The sequence below is a fragment of the Granulicella aggregans genome, from assembly GCF_025685565.1.
GTDB classification, from domain to species: Bacteria; Acidobacteriota; Terriglobia; order Terriglobales; family Acidobacteriaceae; genus Edaphobacter; species Edaphobacter aggregans_B.
The window spans coordinates 571,573-587,842 of record NZ_JAGSYE010000003.1; the positions used below are offsets into that span (position 1 = coordinate 571,573).

The 16,270-nt window shown below is 61.1% G+C and carries 13 protein-coding genes; 6 read left to right on the forward strand and 7 right to left on the reverse strand.

All coding sequences use genetic code 11. The features are described 5' to 3' along the window. Nucleotides 1-60 precede the first annotated feature (60 nt). Together OHL18_RS17615 and cobA are read left to right on the forward strand one after the other, a co-directional pair. Entirely contained in the window at nt 61-717 is a 657-nt protein-coding gene (locus OHL18_RS17615; protein ID WP_263376184.1) for a precorrin-2 dehydrogenase/sirohydrochlorin ferrochelatase family protein, read from the forward strand. Next, nucleotides 714-1,451 (forward strand): uroporphyrinogen-III C-methyltransferase, encoded by a 738-nt coding sequence (gene cobA / locus OHL18_RS17620; RefSeq protein ID WP_263376185.1) that lies wholly within the window; start codon nt 714-716, stop codon nt 1,449-1,451. Before OHL18_RS17615 ends, cobA begins: the two co-directional genes overlap by 4 nt. 3 nt (nt 1,452-1,454) lie before the next feature. Here cobA and OHL18_RS17625 read toward each other — a convergent pair whose 3' ends face one another. Then, nucleotides 1,455-2,873, reverse strand: coding sequence for a M28 family peptidase (locus OHL18_RS17625; RefSeq protein ID WP_263376186.1), 1,419 nt, complete (start codon nt 2,871-2,873; stop codon nt 1,455-1,457). A gap of 64 nt (nt 2,874-2,937) precedes the next feature. On the opposite strand from OHL18_RS17625, the gene OHL18_RS17630 reads away from it, so the two are divergent. After that, on the forward strand, nt 2,938-4,542 hold the full coding sequence (locus OHL18_RS17630) for a DHA2 family efflux MFS transporter permease subunit (protein WP_263376187.1): 1,605 nt from the start codon (nt 2,938-2,940) through the stop codon (nt 4,540-4,542). Between the two features lie 141 nt (nt 4,543-4,683). Next, nucleotides 4,684-5,193: a hypothetical protein gene (locus OHL18_RS17635; protein ID WP_263376188.1), complete on the forward strand. Its 510-nt coding sequence runs from the start codon at nt 4,684-4,686 to the stop codon at nt 5,191-5,193. A gap of 206 nt (nt 5,194-5,399) precedes the next feature. Here OHL18_RS17635 and galE read toward each other — a convergent pair whose 3' ends face one another. From galE to galK, 3 genes are all read right to left on the reverse strand, one after another. Beyond that, on the reverse strand, nt 5,400-6,377 hold the full coding sequence (galE, locus tag OHL18_RS17640) for a UDP-glucose 4-epimerase GalE (RefSeq protein ID WP_263376189.1): 978 nt from the start codon (nt 6,375-6,377) through the stop codon (nt 5,400-5,402). Nucleotides 6,378-6,521: 144 nt separating this feature from the next. After that, nucleotides 6,522-7,580 carry a UDP-glucose--hexose-1-phosphate uridylyltransferase gene (locus OHL18_RS17645; RefSeq protein WP_317890509.1) on the reverse strand — a complete coding sequence of 353 codons (1,059 nt, stop codon included), beginning with the start codon at nt 7,578-7,580 and terminating at the stop codon, nt 6,522-6,524. 67 nt (nt 7,581-7,647) lie between these two features. Beyond that, a complete protein-coding gene (gene galK, locus OHL18_RS17650; protein WP_263376190.1) occupies nt 7,648-8,802 on the reverse strand; it encodes a galactokinase in 1,155 nt (384 codons plus the stop codon). 78 nt (nt 8,803-8,880) lie between these two features. Here galK and OHL18_RS17655 point away from each other — a divergent pair, with 78 nt between their 5' ends. Continuing rightward, on the forward strand, nt 8,881-10,044 hold the full coding sequence (locus OHL18_RS17655; RefSeq protein WP_263376191.1) for a lactonase family protein: 1,164 nt from the start codon (nt 8,881-8,883) through the stop codon (nt 10,042-10,044). 83 nt (nt 10,045-10,127) lie between these two features. Here the strand turns inward: OHL18_RS17655 and OHL18_RS17660 are convergent, their stop codons facing one another. The 3 genes from OHL18_RS17660 to OHL18_RS17670 are packed head-to-tail and all read right to left on the reverse strand — an operon-like array spanning nt 10,128 to nt 13,952. After that, complete coding sequence (locus OHL18_RS17660; protein WP_263376192.1) at nt 10,128-11,213, reverse strand: radical SAM protein; 1,086 nt, start codon at nt 11,211-11,213, stop codon at nt 10,128-10,130. A 48-nt stretch (nt 11,214-11,261) separates the two neighbouring features. Continuing rightward, entirely contained in the window at nt 11,262-12,233 is a 972-nt protein-coding gene (locus OHL18_RS17665) for a 6-bladed beta-propeller (RefSeq protein WP_263376193.1), read from the reverse strand. An 18-nt stretch (nt 12,234-12,251) separates the two neighbouring features. Beyond that, a complete protein-coding gene (locus OHL18_RS17670; RefSeq protein ID WP_263376194.1) occupies nt 12,252-13,952 on the reverse strand; it encodes a uroporphyrinogen-III synthase in 1,701 nt (566 codons plus the stop codon). A 532-nt stretch (nt 13,953-14,484) separates the two neighbouring features. On the opposite strand from OHL18_RS17670, the gene OHL18_RS17675 reads away from it, so the two are divergent. Continuing rightward, complete coding sequence (locus OHL18_RS17675; protein ID WP_263376195.1) at nt 14,485-16,269, forward strand: NirA family protein; 1,785 nt, start codon at nt 14,485-14,487, stop codon at nt 16,267-16,269. The last annotated feature ends 1 nt before the right edge of the window (nt 16,270 follow it).

The following is a 16,270-nucleotide window of genomic DNA, read 5'->3' on the forward strand; positions in this document are numbered from 1 at the left end:
TTTGCACAAACACATCAAGCGTCTCCGCAAACCCGCTATCATCGATAGCGGAGCACGCGCATGGACCTCTTCCCGATCTTCCTCAAACTTACCGGTCGCCGCTGCCTGGTCATTGGCGCGGGCAACCTCGCCGAGTCCAAGATTGAATCGCTTCGCGCCGCCAACGCGAACGTCACCGTCATCGCACCCGATGCTCGCCCGCGCATCCTCGACATGGCGGACGGCGGCGAGATCACCTACCATCAGCGCCCCTACGAACCCGGCGATGTAGCCGCGCAGAAGTACTTCCTCGTCGTGACGGCAACCGACGTCCCCGCCGTCAACCGCGCGGTCTATCAGGAAGCCGTCGCCAACGAGATCATGGTCAACGCCGTCGATGACCCACCCTTCTGCGACTTCTACTTTCCTTCGGTCGTTCGTCGCGGCGACCTGCAAATCGCCATCTCCACCGCCGGCTCCAGTCCTGCGCTCGCCCAGCGCCTGCGCAAGGAGATCAACGCGCAACTGCCGCTCGACGCCGGCGACTGGCTCACCGATCTCGGTAACCTCCGCCGCGAGGTCGTCCATATGGAGCCACTGAACGAAGAGCGCAAGCTCCTGCTGCATCAGCTCGCGCAACGCGAAGTCTGCGGTTTCGACCAGTGCCCCAGCCGCGTCCTCGCACGCGAACACGCCAAGACCAACCCGCTACCTGTATCGACCGAGCAAACCACTTGAACACTGAAGCCGTTCCCGGCACCGTCTATCTCGTCGGCGCAGGCCCCGGCGACCCCGGATTGTTGACCATCCGCGCCCATCGCCTGCTGCAGACCGCCGATGTCATCCTTCCCGACGATCTCGTCTCCGATGCCATCCTCGACCTAGCCAGCCCCTCCGCCGAGATCATCCCCGTCGGAAAACGCTGCGGCCAGCCCCGCATTACCCAAGCCGAGATCCACGTCCTGCTGCTCCGCCACGCCCGCGCCGGGCGCTCCGTCCTCCGCCTTAAATCGGGCGACCCGCTCGTCTTCGGTCGTGCCGGCGAAGAGATCGCCGCCCTCCGCGAAGCTCAGATCCCCTTCGAGATCGTTCCCGGCATCACCACCGCTTTCGCCGTCGCAGCGAGCCTTAAGACGCCGCTCACCGACCGCACCTCGGCCTCGAAGCTCATACTCGCGACGGCACATCACGCCGCGGGAAAGCTGACCCTCTCGCCAAGTTGGTCTGGTGCCTTCCCTGACGAGTCCACCCTGGTGATCTACATGCCCGGTCGCGACTTCGTCGCCCTCGCCGCCAGCCTCATCGACTCCGGCATCGCGCCCGAGACCCCGTGTTGTGCCGTCTCCAAGGCCTCGACGGCGGAAGAACAGTCGGTCGCAACGACTCTCGCCGGCCTCGCCACCTCCGAGATAGGCCCTGCCCCGGTCATTCTGCTAATCGGCAGAGCGATTCAACTAGCAACTGAGAACTGACTCCTATCGCTTCGGCTGTCCACCCGCATTCCAGCTGGGCTTGAAGTCACTCGTCGCTAGCCACCGCACCGGCTCCACCAGCGACTGGATCGCCCCCGTCATAAACTCCAGATCAAGGTGGGCCAGGTCGTCGTTTAACTGGTGATAGGTCGGCACCGTTCCCCATCCTGCAGCCGTATGCGCCACCACGCCCTGCAGCGCAAGCTGGTAGTTGTCCGAGCGCTGAAAGAAGTGCTGCTCCGGGTAAGGATCAGGCCCCAACAGCGCTCCGTGCCCCTTCAAAGCCGGTCCCAGGTTCGAGCGTTCCCAGCCGGTAAAGAGCAGCGTTCCCTTTGGCATCTTCGGGTCCTGCGCGCCGATCATCTCGAACTCAAGATTGGTCACCAGTTGCGTGAGCGGCACGGGTGGATGCTTGCCGAAGAACTCCGAGCCCAGTTCGCCTGCCTCTTCGCTGCCGTAGCATACGAAAAGGACGCTTCGCCGGGGCTGCGGTCCAGCCGCGAGCGCGTGCGCCAGTTCCAGTACCGCTGTCGTACCGGAGGCGTCGTCGTTCGCTCCGTTATAGATTGCGTCCCCGTTTACGGGATTGGCCGTAATCCCAAGATGATCCAGGTGCGCCGAGAGCAAAATCGTCCCGGCTGCCGGATCGCTCCCACCAAGGTATCCAATCGCGTTGAAGGTCCTTCTCGGCTTCGCTGGCAGCGGGTGAACCGTCAGCGTGGCGACGGTTCCCGGCTTCTCTGCCAGCAGCCGCGCCATGGCAGTTGCGCTTACTGCCGCCACCGTCGCCGGCAGGGGCGTTGTGTCGCCCGGCTCCTGGTCCAGCCGCAGTAATTGATGCGGGTTGGGATTCTTCGCCAGATACGCCCGCAGTGCGTCGTTCTCAGCGAAGAGCACCACGGCGGCGCCCGATCCCCGCAACAAAAAGGAGTTTCGCAGCCCGGTACTGTTCGGGGGAAGGTCGGTCAGGAGCACGATGGCCCCCTTCGGGATATTCGCCTGAGGAGCGTCGGCCGCGGCCAGCCGAATCAGCGGGCCGTTCGCCCCGAATCCGGACGGGAACAAGACCCGCAGGTCGGCTCCCTCGGCAAGACTTATGCCCCCGGCCGTCAAAGTCGCCTTGCCATCCAACTCAGGAGCGACGACAACGGCCGCCTGGATCATTCCGGCCATCCCCGGCGCGGGCTTCAGACCATAGGCCACGAACTCAGACGCGACGTACTCCGCCGCAATCTGCTCATCGCGAGTCGCGCTTCCACGTCCAGCCAAAGCATCGCTGGCCAGGAACTCCTCATGCGCCCGCACCCACTCTGGCCTTACCACCCAACCCTGCTGCGCTTCGACGTGCCCAGCGCATACCAGCAAACAAAGAGCGACAAATCCCCGCGCAGAACGCAAACCACCACATGAAACGATCTTCATCGACACCTTGTACCTTTTACCCAATCCAAAATGAGCTATCGAAAGTTATCATAGGCGTTACGCAATGCCATCCGATTCACACTTGTCAGAAGCTCCTTGGAAGCCTAGTCACAATCCATGGGCCATCGCTCTTACCGTCACCCTCGCCACCTTCATGGAGGTGCTGGACACGTCGATTGCCAACGTCGCCCTGCCGCACATCGCCGGATCGCTCGGCGCGTCGGGTGAAGAGGCCACATGGGTGCTCACCAGCTACCTCGTCTCGAGCGCCGTCGTCCTTCCGATATCCGGCTGGCTCTCCAACCGGTTCGGCCGCAAGCGCTTCTACATGACCTGCGTCGCGCTCTTCACCGTCTGCTCGTTCCTATGCGGCATCGCAACCAGCCTTCCCCTGCTCATCATCGCCAGAGTCCTGCAGGGCGCTGGCGGCGGCGGCCTCGCGCCCTCCGAACAGGCCATCCTCGCCGACACCTTCCCCATCGAGAAGCGCGGCCAGGCCTTCGCCGTCTACGGGATGGCAGTCGTCGTCGCTCCCGCCATCGGCCCAACCCTGGGCGGCTACATCACCGACAACTTCAACTGGCACTGGATCTTCTTCATCAACATCCCCATCGGACTCTTTTCGCTCTGGCTCTCGAACCGCATGGTCGAAGACCCACCCTTCCTGAAGGCCCGCCGCGAGGCCGCCAAGCACCTCAAGGTCGACTTCACCGGTCTCGGCTTGGTCGCCATCGGCGTCGGCTTCCTCGAGTTCACGCTTGACAAAGGCCAGGAAAAAGACTGGTTCGGCTCCGGTGAAATCCAGCTCTGCGCGATGATCGCCGCCTGCACTCTGATCTTCTTCTGCTTCTGGGAGTGGAACCACCCCGACCCCATCGTCGACCTCAAGCTGCTCAAGAACCGCAACTTCGGCACCGCCGTCTTCCTTCAGCTCATCCTCGGCATGGTGCTCTTCGGGTCTACGGTCCTCATCCCACAGTATCTGCAAGGCTTGCTCGGCTACACGGCCGAACGCGCCGGCGAGGTCCTCTCGCCCGCCGGCTTCGTCATGATGGCGATGATGATGGTCGCCGGCCGATCGCTCGGGCTCTTCGACCCTCGCATCATGGTCGCCTTCGGATACGCCGCCACTGCCGCCGGGATCTACAACCTCACCCGGCTCGACTTGAACACCGCCTTCCACACGGTCACCATCTGGCGCATGTTACAGGTCATCGGCCTCCCGCTGATCTTCATTCCCATCAGCACGCTGAACTACGTCGGCGTCCCGCCCTCAAAGACGAACCAGATCTCCAGCCTGTCGAACTTCGCCCGAAACCTGGGCGGGAGCGCGGGTACAGCCCTTCTGACCACATTTCTCGCGCGAAACGCTCAGGTCAACCAACAGCGGCTATCCGCCCACGTCTATCCAGGCAGCTTCGGCTACCACTTCTTCACCGAGCGCATCCGCGAGCTCCTGATGCGCGGTGGAACCTCATCCGCCGCGGCGGGTCAGATCGCAATGGGTCAGGCCTACCAACAGATGTTGCGTCAGGCGTCCATGTTGAGCTACCAAAACGCGTTCTTTCTGCTCGCCTGCACTCTGGTTTGCCTGATTCCATTACCGTTTATCATGCGTCTCCCGCCAAAACGCGCCAAGCCGGACCCCGAAGCCCTGGGCGGCCATTAATTATCCGCAACCTTTTCCCACAAATGACGTTCCAATGAACGGGAGCTACAACAGAAGTAACGTGGCTCCCGGGCGGCTGTTAGATTCTTCGGTGTCGATCTCCCCGAAGTCTTCATCAGCCGTGGCGAAGGGAGTCCCAAAATGCGGTATCTAAAATATCTCGCTTTACTTGCTTTTCTCGCCATTGCGATTCCGTCGGCCACGGCGCACGCTCAGGTAAGGGTGGGCATCGGCTTTGGCGGCCCTGTCTACTATGGCGGGTACGACTATCCAGCCCCGGTCTGCGACTACGGCTATTACAGCTATCCTCCCTACGCCTGTGCGCCCTACGGCTTCTACGGTCCGTCATGGTTCTCCGGCGGCATCTTTATCGGTGCGGGCCCCTGGTTCCGTAGAGGCGGTTACGGCTATGGCGGCTATGGATATCGCGGTGGTTATGGATACCGTGGCGGCTACGGTTACCGCAGGGGATACGGCGGCGGATTCCGCGGTGGCTACGGTGGCGGAGTTCATCCCGGAGTCGGCGCGGCACGCGGCGGGTTTGGTGGCGGCGGAGGATTCCACGGTAACTCCAGCGGCGGATTTCACGGCGGTGGTGGTGGCGGTGGGTTCCACGGCGGCGGCGGACACGGTGGGGGCGGACATCGCTAATACCTGACATACCTCCCCAGATCGAAAGAAGAAGGGCTGCCGATTCGTCGGCAGCCCTTTTGATTTGCGCGTCTCTTTGAGCTATTACCGCGCTATTACCGATTCTTCATCTCGACCGAAGCCACGCTGTATCACCGCGTGGCGCAGTGGAGAGACCCCCGCATTGCTCTTTGCTCAACCCTTTTCGGCCTACCTGCGCCGGAGCTCTAAGCCGGCTCTCCATAAAGATGCTTGTGCCACGCCCACGCGCTCTCAATGATCTGGTCCAGTTCCAAATACTTCGGGCACCATCCTAGTTCGCGCACAATCTTGGCCGAAGCCGCCACCAGCACTCCCGGATCCCCCGGCCGCCGGTCGTGCTCCTCAACCGTGATCTCCCGCCCGGTCACACGCCGTACCGAATCGATCACCTGGCGCACCGAGAACCCCTGACCGTTCCCGATGTTGTAGATCATCTTCGATTCCTTCTCGAGCGCAGCCAGCGCCAACAGGTGCGCATCGGCAAGGTCGGCCACATGGATGTAGTCGCGAATGCAGGTCCCGTCCGGAGTAGGGTAGTCGCTGCCATAGACGCGAATGCTCTTCCGTCGCCCCATCGCCACATCGAGAATCAACGGGATCAGATGCGACTCTGGCTCATGATTTTCTCCGTATCCCTCGATCGCGCCCGCCACGTTGAAGTACCGCAGGCTGGCGTAGCGAAAGCCATGAATCTGGTTAAACCAACGCAGCATGTGCTCGACCATCAGCTTTGATTCGCCGTAAACGTTGGTTGGGTTCAGCTTCGCATCTTCATAGATCGGCGATGATTCCGGCTCGCCATAGCACGCTGCCGTCGAGCTGAAGACCAGCTTGTTGTGCCCGGTCTTCAACATCGTCTCCAGCAGGTTCAATGTCGAAGCGGTGTTGTTGCGGAAGAAGATCTCCGGCTTCACCATCGACTCACCCGCCTCGATCAGCGCCGCGAAGTGCATTACGCCGTCGTACTTCTTCTCGGTAAGCACCTTGGTCAGCAACTCCGCGTCACCGATGTCGCCCTTGACCAGCGTCGCGCCTTCGGCCACAACCGAGTCCTGCTTATGCTTCATGTAGTCGTACACCGTGACCTTGTGACCGGCCTTCAACAGCAGCCGCGTTACCGTCCCACCGATGTATCCCGCCCCACCCGTCACCAGAATCTCCATGTCTCTCCTTCAGCCTCAATTTCGCCCTGCTGAGTTTTTCGTCTTGCTTAAGGGCACGGCTTCAGCCATGCCACAAACACTGGTCTAGACTTGCGGCTTTAGCCGCTGAGGTACGCTTCTTGCGACCTCATCGCTCAGCCATGGTTATGGGTGAACCTCAGGCAAAGCCCGCAACCGCTCCGCCGCACTCTCCGGCGTAATATCCCGCTGTGGCATCCCCAACAACTCAAACCCGACCATAAACTTCTTGATCTGCGCCGATCGCAGCAGCGGCGGATAGAAGTGCGCATGAAAATGCCACTCCGGGTGCTCCTTACCGTCGGTTGGAGCCTGGTGAAATCCCATCGTGTACGGAAAGCTGGTGTTGAAGAGATTGTCGTACCGCGTCGTGAGCCGGATAAGCAGATCCGCAAGGTCCGTCCGCTGCTTGTCTGACAACCCAGGCATCGCGCCAACGTGGGTCTTGCTCAGGATCAGCGTCTCGAACGGCCACACCGCCCAGAACGGCACGACCGCAGCGAAGCTGTCGTTCTGGCAGACTACGCGCTCATTCAGCTTCAACTCCTCCGCAAGGTAGTCGCACAGCAGGCAGCTCCCATGCTCCTGCAAATACTCAAGCTGCGCCTCGCCTTCGAGCGCCGGCTCATCCGGAACATGCTCGGTCGCCCAGATCTGGCAGTGCGGATGCGGCAGGCTCGATCCCATCATCGCGCCGCGGTTCTCGAAGATCTGCACGTAGTTGATCTCCGGCATCGCGCCCAGCTCCGTCGTCTCGACCGCCCACTCGTCGACAACGAGCTTCAGGTCCGGCACCGTCATGTACGAGAGCGACAGGCTATGGTTCGGATGGAAGCAGAGCACCTTCGCCGTTCCCGCCTCGGGCTCGACCTTCATCAGCCGCGACACGACCGAGTCCGTCACCGGCTCGGCAGGAATCGGGTCACCGTCAAGCCTGAGCGCAGGAAAATCGTTCGTAAATGAATAGACATTCTTGTACTCCGGATTGACCACGCCGCTGGTCCGCGTGTTTCCCGGGCAAAGATAGCAGGTCGGATCATGCACCGCTCCGGCAACTGGCTTGCTCGTATCCGTCTCGCCCTGCCACGGCCTCTGCGTCCTCTGCGGCGATACCAGCAGCCATGACTTGCGCAGCGGGTTATAACGGCGATGCGGTCTCTTGTTCAGAAGCTCATTGATTGCCACGTGCGTTCCCTTCCATCGTCATCCTTCGCGAAGCGGAGGATCTGCTTTTCTTCAGCACACAAGAGCGCTACCCAAGCTCCCCAGCGCCATCGGCGGTGGCGCAAACATACACCTCCGGGTTGATGCTGGTCTGCGCCATGTACTCCGCCTTGATCGTCGCCACAAAGGCATCGCTCGCCTCGGCTTCGACCACACTCACCACGCATCCGCCAAAGCCGCCGCCGGTCAGCCGCGAGCCGTAACAGCCCGGCTGCGTCTGCCCAATCACCTGCAGGATGTCGCACTCCGGACAGCTCGCCTCGAAGTCATCGCGATAGCTCCGGTGCGCCTCGTTCAGCATCTCTCCGAAGCCTTCGATGTCGCCCTTGCGCAGCATCTCCGCCCCGTCGAGCACGCGCTGGCTATCGGAGATCACGTGACGGCTCCGCTTATACGCTTCGAGCGACATATACGGCTTGCAGACCTCGAGATCGGCAAGCGTTGCATCGCGCAACTGCGTCGCGCCGGGCTTGTATGCGGCAATCGCCGCTGCGCCTTCCTCCACCTCGCGACGGCGCGAAGCGTAGGCTCCGCCGTCGGCGAGCGAATGCTTAACCATGGAGTTCGCGATAATCAGCCGCAGGTGCGACGGAATCGGTGCAAGATCGAACGTCAATGCGCGGGTATCGAGAATCAGCGCATTCCCCGCCTTGCCGTTGGCTGAGACGAACTGGTCCATGATGCCGACGGGAGCGCCCATGTAATCGTTTTCAGCGATCTGACAGATTCGCGCTAATTGGGCCCCAGGCATGGATTTGCCACCCAGCGCCAGCAGCGCTGTCCCCGTCGCAATCTCAAGCGAAGCCGACGAACTGAGCCCAGCGCCCAAGGGAACGTTTCCCGTAATGGTCAAAGCAGCCGCCGGCACTTCTATACCCGCCTGCCGCAAGCTCCAGACGACCCCGATCACGTATCCGCTCCAATGCTTCTGCCGATCCATCGGCAGCGTGTCCAGGTCGATCTCCACGCTGTCGCCGAAATCGACCGATTTCAGCTTGAGCATGCGGTCGGTACGTGGAGATCCAGCAATCAAAGTCTCAAAATTGATAGCAGCAGGCATGCAGAAGCCACCGCTGTAATCCGTGTGCTCCCCGACCAGGTTTACCCGGCCCGGCGCTCGAAAGACCCGCGCGGAAGTCCCCTCGGCGGATTCATGGAATGTCTTTAGCTCTGTAGCGTTCAAGGCGATCTTTCTCCCCGCTTATCCTACGGCACGAAGTGCGGACGGGCAAAACCTGTTGATTTGAGAGACAATGGCGTGATGAATTCGATTACACGGCGCGCCTTCCTCGCCACCTCCGCTGCATCGACGATCGCCTTGCGTTCAACCTTCGCCTCCGCCCAGAGCACCATCCCCGGAAAGCTGCTGTTGGTGGGCACCCAGACCGCCGCGACCAGCAAGGGCGTCTACGCCTACAGCTTCGATTCTGTCTCTGGTGAGTTGAAGAAGGTTGGTCTCGCTGCCGCCGCCGCGAACCCAACGTTCCTCTGTATGACCCCCGACCGCAAGACCGTCATTGTGGCCAACGAGACAGAAGACTTCGGCGGCCAGAAGAGCGGCGCGGTCTCAACTTTTTCACTGGATACTGCTGCCGGAACCATGACCCAGCTCAGCCAGCAAGCTTCAAGAGGCGGCAGCCCCTGCCACGTCACCACCGACCACACGGGCACCTCCGTCTTTGCGGCAAACTACAGCGGCGGCAGCGCCATCTCCTTCAAGCTCTTGGGAGGCAAGCTCAGTGACGCAGTCTCGTTCGAACAGTACACCGGCCACGGCCCCAACGCCGAGCGCCAGGAAGGCCCGCACGCCCACCGCGTCACCGTCTCGCCAGATAACAAGTATTTGCTAGTCAACGATCTCGGCCTCGACCTGATCCATGTCTACGCGCTCGATGCTGCCACCGGCAAGCTCACCCCCGCCGACACGCCCGCATGGAAGGCCCCAGCCGGAGTTGGCCCCCGCACCCTGCACTTCCATCCCAACGGCAAATACGCCTACTGCGTGTGCGAGATGAGCTGCCAGATCATCGTGCTCAAGTGGGACGCCGACGCCGGCACCCTGACCACCGGCCAGATTGCCCAGCTTCCGCTCCAACCCCACCCCGGCGAGGTCACCGGCTGTGACATCGTCCTCGACAAAACCGCCCGCTTCGGCTACTACATCAATCGCGGCGACGACTTCGTCGCTACCATCGCGATCTCCGCCGACGGCAGCCGCCTCACCTTCCAGCGGCGCAGCTCCTGCGGCGGCAAGATCCCCCGTCACCTCACGCTCGACCCCACGGAGCGCTTCCTCCTGGTCGCAAACCAGGAGTCCGACAACATCGCCGTCTTCCCCCGCGACGTCAACTCCGGCCAGCTATCGGAGATCGGCAAGAGCTACCCGCTCTCGAAGCCGCAGTGCCTGGTCTTCCCTCGCGGCTAGACCGTGCGATACATTGGGTGCCCCATCCATCGCGCCTTTGTCTTACGCGATGGGCGGGACATTTGTGCAAAGCACGAACCGACTTACGCTTTTGCGCCTGCTAAGGCAACGTGCCGATAAGTCGGCTCAAATCCTAACTCCCGCGCATAGCTAAGAATCCGCTCAAAGTCCAAACTGATCGTCGCCCCGGCCTTCTGCGTCACTTCATCCTCGATCGGCAGATCGAAGTCATCCGCCCCGTACTTCAACCCCTCCAACGCCTGCTGATTCTGGGTCAGCACCGAAGTGCGAATCCGCGGGATGTTGTCGAAGAAGATCCGGCACAGCGCGAGGTGTTTCAAGTACTCAGCCGTCGTAATCTCGATGCCACCGATCTGCGTGAAGTAAGGCTTGAAAGTCCAGCAGAGAAAGCTCGCCAGCCCGCCCGTCTCGTCCTGAAACTTACGAGTCCGTTCCAGGTGTTCAAGCCGCTCATCGAGCGTCTCGTCAAAACCGATGACCATCGTCGCAGTCGTCTTCAGCTCCGCCTCAACAATCGCCCGTTGCGCTTCAAAGTATTCCGCGACCGTGTACTTGAACTTCGAGTGCCGCGCCCGAAAGTCCTCAGTCAGAATCTCCGATCCGCCACCGGTAATCCAGCGAACGCCCGCCGCCTTCAGCCTCTGTGCAGCTTCCGCATTCGAGATCTTCGCGTGGTCCGCGAGATACATGAACTCCGCGATGGTGAGCGCATAAAACTCCACGGCATTACCGTAGCGCGCCCGTATCGCGGCAAACAAATCGCAGTAATAACTCAGCGGTAGCGCCGGGTTGAAGCCGCCATTGAACGCCGCCAGATCACCGCCCAGTGCAATCAGCTCATCGATCTTCGCGAAGACATCCTCATGGGACATCACGTATCCGCCAGCCTGCCCCGGCAGCTTGTAGAACGCGCAGTAATCGCACTGGGCCACGCATACGTTGGTGTAATTGATGATGCGCATCACCATGTACGTACACTCACCCGGGGCATGAAACCGCGCCCGCACGAGCGAAGCCAGTCGCTGCATCTCCTCAGTCGAAGCGTTCAGCCAGAGATACCGGGCCTCATCCACATCGATGCGAGTTCCGTGTTCTATCTTTGCGGATATCTCCGCCAACGTAGTTGAGGTTTGAACAGCGAGCGTCATGCTTCCAGTTTAGTCCTGAGTAAATCCGAACTTCCGTTCGATCAACACTCACTTTGTCTTGAACCACAGCAGACCGTGTCCCATCGTGGTGACCGGCTCTCCCGATGGCGTCACATCGAGAGCATGTCCGCCCAGTTCACCCACCTCAAGATGTCCCAGCATCCTGCCAGTCTTTGGATCGAGCTCAACAATCCATCCACCCGAAGTCAATGGCTGATTCGCCGCTTGTATTGCTGCCCAAAGAACGCCGTGCACCAGCTTCACCGAAAAAACTCTTCCCAACCCCGCTATCTCGCCAAGGTACTTCCCGTCGAGATCAAATCTCTCAATACGCCCATTCTCCCGATCAGCCACGTAGACCGTTCCGAATCCGTCGATCTGAATACTGTGAGGCACATGGAACTCGCCAGGCCCCATACCGGCGTTGCCCCATTCCCTCAGCTTCTCGCCAGTAGCCGAGTATTCCAGCACCCTCGCATTGGCGTAGCCATCGGTTATATACACATGCCCGTTTGGCCCGAAGGCGATATCTGTAGTCCCATCGAACACTGGAGGGCTTGATGCCTGTCCACCCACGTGAAGGCTCATCAGCTTTTCGCCCTTCGACGAGTACTTGATGACAACAGAAGACCCGGCATCTACGGTCCACACATTGCCCGCTGCATCTACGCGAATACTATGCGGAATCGCGAAATCGCCCTTGCCCCATGACCGCAGCAGCCTTCCGTCCGGGCTTAAGACAAGGACGGGATCGGCCTTGTCTCCTCGCTGTATCTCGTAGATATCTCCGGTATCGTCAACCGCGACCCCGGAGACTGTGCCCGATTCCCAGATCGCTCCTGGCGACCGCGCGACAAAGGTGGTCCCGGCAAAGGGCAGCTTCGGCGAAGCCTCGACCCTCGCTCGAAGAACGGCCGCAACTCGCGCCCCTGCATCGGTGTCTGGATCGGCAGCACGACCGATGGCCTGCGCCAGCAAAGAGTTAGCCATGCAAAAGAGAGCGATTGCCGGAATTGGCATACGAATTCGCATCATGAACTACTTCGCCAACACCTCAGGTCGCATCTTCCGCAGATCCTCACTCAGCAGGATCGCTTCCGCGATCTCGCGCATCGACTTCCGCCTCTGACGGCTCTCGCGCTGCATCATGCGGTAAGCGTCGTCCTCGCTGATCGTCATATCGCGTTGCAAAATTCCCTTCGCGCGATCGACCGCCTTGCGGGTCTCCAGCCTGCTGGCCAGCTGCAGGTTCTCGCTCTCCAGCCGCGCCCGCTCAATCTCCGCACCCACAAGAAAGCCAAGCATCGAAAGCAGACGTATCTCGTGGGTCTTATGCTGATAGGGCAACCGATGCTGAAGGTTGATGACCCCGACAACCTTGCTAGCGCTCATAATCGGTGTCGAAAGCATCGCCTCGAAGTGGTCCTCCGGCAGATTCTTGAACGCCTTGAACCGTGGGTCGATCGAGGCGTTCGCAGCAATTGCTACCGGCTCGCGATGCTCCGCCACCCATCCCGTAATTCCCTGCCCGATCGGCATACCGACACGGTCCACCTCGGAGTGCGGATTTTTCGAAGCCCGCAGCACCAGATTCTGCTCCTCAAGCACATAGATAAAGCAGGAGTCGCAGGGAATCGCCGTGCTCACAAACTCGACAATTCGCTCCAGGACGATGTGGAACGAGTCCGCCGCCGCGATCCGGCTGCTGATCTCGTGCAGAAAGTCCATCGGCCCCAGCCCGTCACGAAATCCCGCCATGGTCGGCGTCGACGGCGATACCTTCTTCACCGGCCGCGCGATCGACACTGGCTCTGTCTCGCCCGCCTCGTCGCTCTTTGACCCGTTTGAAGAAAACGTTAGCCCGGCAAGCCGCGTCGCCAGCGCCACGTCAACCCCGCTCTTCTTCTGCCGCAGCACCTTGCCCGCATACTGGGCTGCTTCATTAATCATGAAGCCCATCTTCGGTCTGGAAGGCTCAAAGTCCGGCTTGATGTCGTAGTGCAACAACTCCTCGGTCGTCGTCGGCCCAATCGAGATCACCACGATCGACTCCATCCCGCTGCGAAGCTCCTCGACGCAGCCCATCTGCTCCGCTATCTGGAAGAGGTGGATCACCTGGACCGCAGTCATAAACAGCACAACGTCGACACCGGCGTTTGCGATCGCCAGCACAGACTCGCGCAACGGTTGCAGGTCCTCAGGCAAAGCCCACTGGTAGACCGGGACCTTGGTGACCTGCCCGCTCAACTCCGAAAGCGCCGAGAGGAACTCCGGGTTCGAAGCTCCATACTCCTGCACCGCCACCCGAAACTCTCCGAGACTATCGCCAAACTCTGTCTTCATCGCGTCCAGCATCTCGCGCCAGGTCGCGGGCTCGGGCGCAATCACAGAGATGGGAACATTCAGCTCGCGCAGCGCGCCTTGAGGCTTAGGACCTCGCGCCACGACGCGCGTCTTGCGCAACGCCGTCAGAAACTCCGCGGAAGAGTACCTGGTCTCGATGATCTGCATCATCGCTCGCACCCCAACGCCAGTGAAAAAGACCACCACATCGAACTCGCCGGCGATCAGGGCTGCCGCAAACTCCAACGCTGGCTGATGGGTGTCGAGCGGCACTTCTCGCATGGCCGGGACGACGAAGGCCTCGCCCCCGTACGTCTTGATCAGCTTGGCGACCTCTTTGGATCGACGCGACTCCAGCGACAGGACGCGCAATCCGTCGAACGAGGCATGTGCCATGTGTTTCCCTCCCAAGCTCTGCCGCGACGTGGCGGACAGGCTCCTAAACGCCCGAAGAAACTGCGCTGAACTGGCTAGACCTTGCCCACGGTTGGACTAGCGTCTTTTCACAGAATTTTATTTGGTCTGACGATCACAATGTTACTCGTTTCGGATAGAGACGACTACCTCTCAGAGCCAACTCTTTCGCCCGGCGAACTCCGCCGAACCAAAAGTGCCCGGCCCGCGCAGGTTTTCTTCGGGAAACAATAATTTTCAGTTGCGGCCTGCCGCAACTGACGCTACTATCAGGTTCACCGATACAAAGTTCAGCAGCACCACGGCGTGCTGTAGTCCTCTACCAGACTTTGAATCGGCCCAGAACCCAATTTCATCTTTAGCGCGCTCCACGTAGAGCCTTGAGTCCGTCGCATGCTGCGATGTCGATTCGTCTCGTCGTTGGGCGCTTCGCCGTTTTGAGGTGAAGTCTGGCCCGGCAGTGGCGTACTCAAGGCGTGACCTTGTTGCAACAGCACTCCAGGGGAATTTCACGATGGCGACCGAAATCTCGAACCCCGCCTTTACGACGGAACAGAAGGAGTACCTGCAAGGCTTCTTCGCGGGCGTAGCCCAGCGCGGCTTCAAGCCCTTCGTCGGCGAGACCGCCAACGGACTCATCACCGCCGACCCCGCCTCCGGCGTCGCCAATCAAGCGGCAACCCCAGAAGCCTACTTCGGGACGCCGGTCGAAGACCTCTGCCGCGAAGAGCGCTGGAAGTTCGAAGAGAACGCGCTCGACATCTGGGACAAGCTGGTTGCCCACGCCAATGAGGACAAGGCCCCCGCGCCCGACGACCTCTTCCGCTTCAAGTTCCACGGCCTCTTCTACGTCGCCCCGGCGCAGGACTCCTTCATGCTCCGCCTCCGCGTCCCCGGCGCGGTGCTGAACTCCTACCAGATGCGCGGCCTCGCCCGCATCGCGCAGGAGATGGGCTCCGGCCGCACCGACATCACCACCCGCTCCAACCTGCAGATCCGCGAGTTCCAGCCGAAGGACATCGTCCGCGTGCTGAACAGCGTCCGCAACCTCGGCATGACGTCGCGCGGCTCCGGCGCGGACAACATCCGCAACATCACCGCATCACCCATCACCGGCATCGACCCGCATGAATTGATCGACGTCGCCCCGCTCGCCGACGCGATGAGCAACTACATCCTCAACTCGCGCGATATGTATGGCCTGCCGCGCAAGTTCAACATCGCCTTCGACAACGGCGGCTCCATTAGCGTCGTCGCCGACACCAACGACATCGGCTTCATCGCCGTCCGCGTGCCTGAAGGAGCAGACGTTCCCACCGGCGTCTACTTCCGCGTCCTGCTCTGCGGCATCACCGGCCACCAGCAGTTCGCCACCGACTGCGGCATCCTCCTACGCCCCGACCAGACCGTCGCCGTCGCCGCCGCGATGGTCCGCGTCTTCACCCACAACGGCGACCGCACCGACCGCAAGAAGGCACGCCTGAAGTACCTCGTCGATAAGTGGGGCGTCGCGAAGTTCCTCTCCGAGACCGAAAAACTGCTTGCCTTCCCTTTGATCCACTTCCCTGCGGATGCCTGCGAGCCTCGCCGCGAGATCAACCGCACCGCGCACATCGGCGTCCATCCGCAGACCGCTCCGGGCATGAACTACATCGGTGTGCATGTTCCGGTCGGCCGCCTGCCTGTCGCGCAGATGACCGCGGTCGCAGACATCGCCGACCTCTACGGAAATGGCGAGCTCCGCCTCACGGTCTGGCAGAATCTCATCATTCCAAACGTCCGCTCCGAGCAGATCGACGCTGCGGTCGAAGCGATCCTCGCGGCAGGCCTGAAGATCTCGGTCGGCGCGGTACTCGGAGGCACAGTCGCCTGTACCGGAAACAAAGGCTGCAAGTTCGCCGCGACCGACACCAAATCGCACGCCGTCGCACTCGCGACCTTTCTGGATGAACGCTTCCCAATACAGCAGCCCGTGAACCTGCACGTCACCGGCTGCCCGCACTCCTGTGCGCAACACTACATCGGCGACATCGGACTACTCGGAGCAAAGATCGACGGGGAAGAGGGCTACCAGGTAAGCATCGGCGGCGGCTCGGACTCCGACCAGGGCCTCGCCCGCGAACTCATCCCAGCCATCAAGTTCGAAGACCTGCCGCCGGTCATGGAACGCCTCTTCGCGGCCTACACCACGCAGCGGGAGCCCGACGAGAACTTCCTCAGCTTCAGCCGCCGCCACTCTATCGACGAGCTGAAGACCTTCTGCTCCACCGAAAACTCCGCATCTCTGGTCGAGGCATAAT

Excerpts from the sequence above, each read along its gene's own strand:
- OHL18_RS17615 (WP_263376184.1), top strand. The coding sequence starts at position 61 with ATGGACCTCTTCCCGATCTTCCTCAAACTTACCGGTCGCCGCTGCCTG.
- OHL18_RS17625 (WP_263376186.1), bottom strand. The coding sequence starts at position 2,873 with ATGAAGATCGTTTCATGTGGTGGTTTGCGTTCTGCGCGGGGATTTGTC.
- OHL18_RS17630 (WP_263376187.1), top strand. The coding sequence starts at position 2,938 with ATGCCATCCGATTCACACTTGTCAGAAGCTCCTTGGAAGCCTAGTCAC.
- OHL18_RS17635 (WP_263376188.1), top strand. The coding sequence starts at position 4,684 with ATGCGGTATCTAAAATATCTCGCTTTACTTGCTTTTCTCGCCATTGCG.
- galE (WP_263376189.1), bottom strand. The coding sequence starts at position 6,377 with ATGGAGATTCTGGTGACGGGTGGGGCGGGATACATCGGTGGGACGGTA.
- OHL18_RS17655 (WP_263376191.1), top strand. The coding sequence starts at position 8,881 with ATGAATTCGATTACACGGCGCGCCTTCCTCGCCACCTCCGCTGCATCG.
- OHL18_RS17660 (WP_263376192.1), bottom strand. The coding sequence starts at position 11,213 with ATGACGCTCGCTGTTCAAACCTCAACTACGTTGGCGGAGATATCCGCA.
- OHL18_RS17665 (WP_263376193.1), bottom strand. The coding sequence starts at position 12,233 with ATGCCAATTCCGGCAATCGCTCTCTTTTGCATGGCTAACTCTTTGCTG.
- OHL18_RS17670 (WP_263376194.1), bottom strand. The coding sequence starts at position 13,952 with ATGGCACATGCCTCGTTCGACGGATTGCGCGTCCTGTCGCTGGAGTCG.
- OHL18_RS17675 (WP_263376195.1), top strand. The coding sequence starts at position 14,485 with ATGGCGACCGAAATCTCGAACCCCGCCTTTACGACGGAACAGAAGGAG.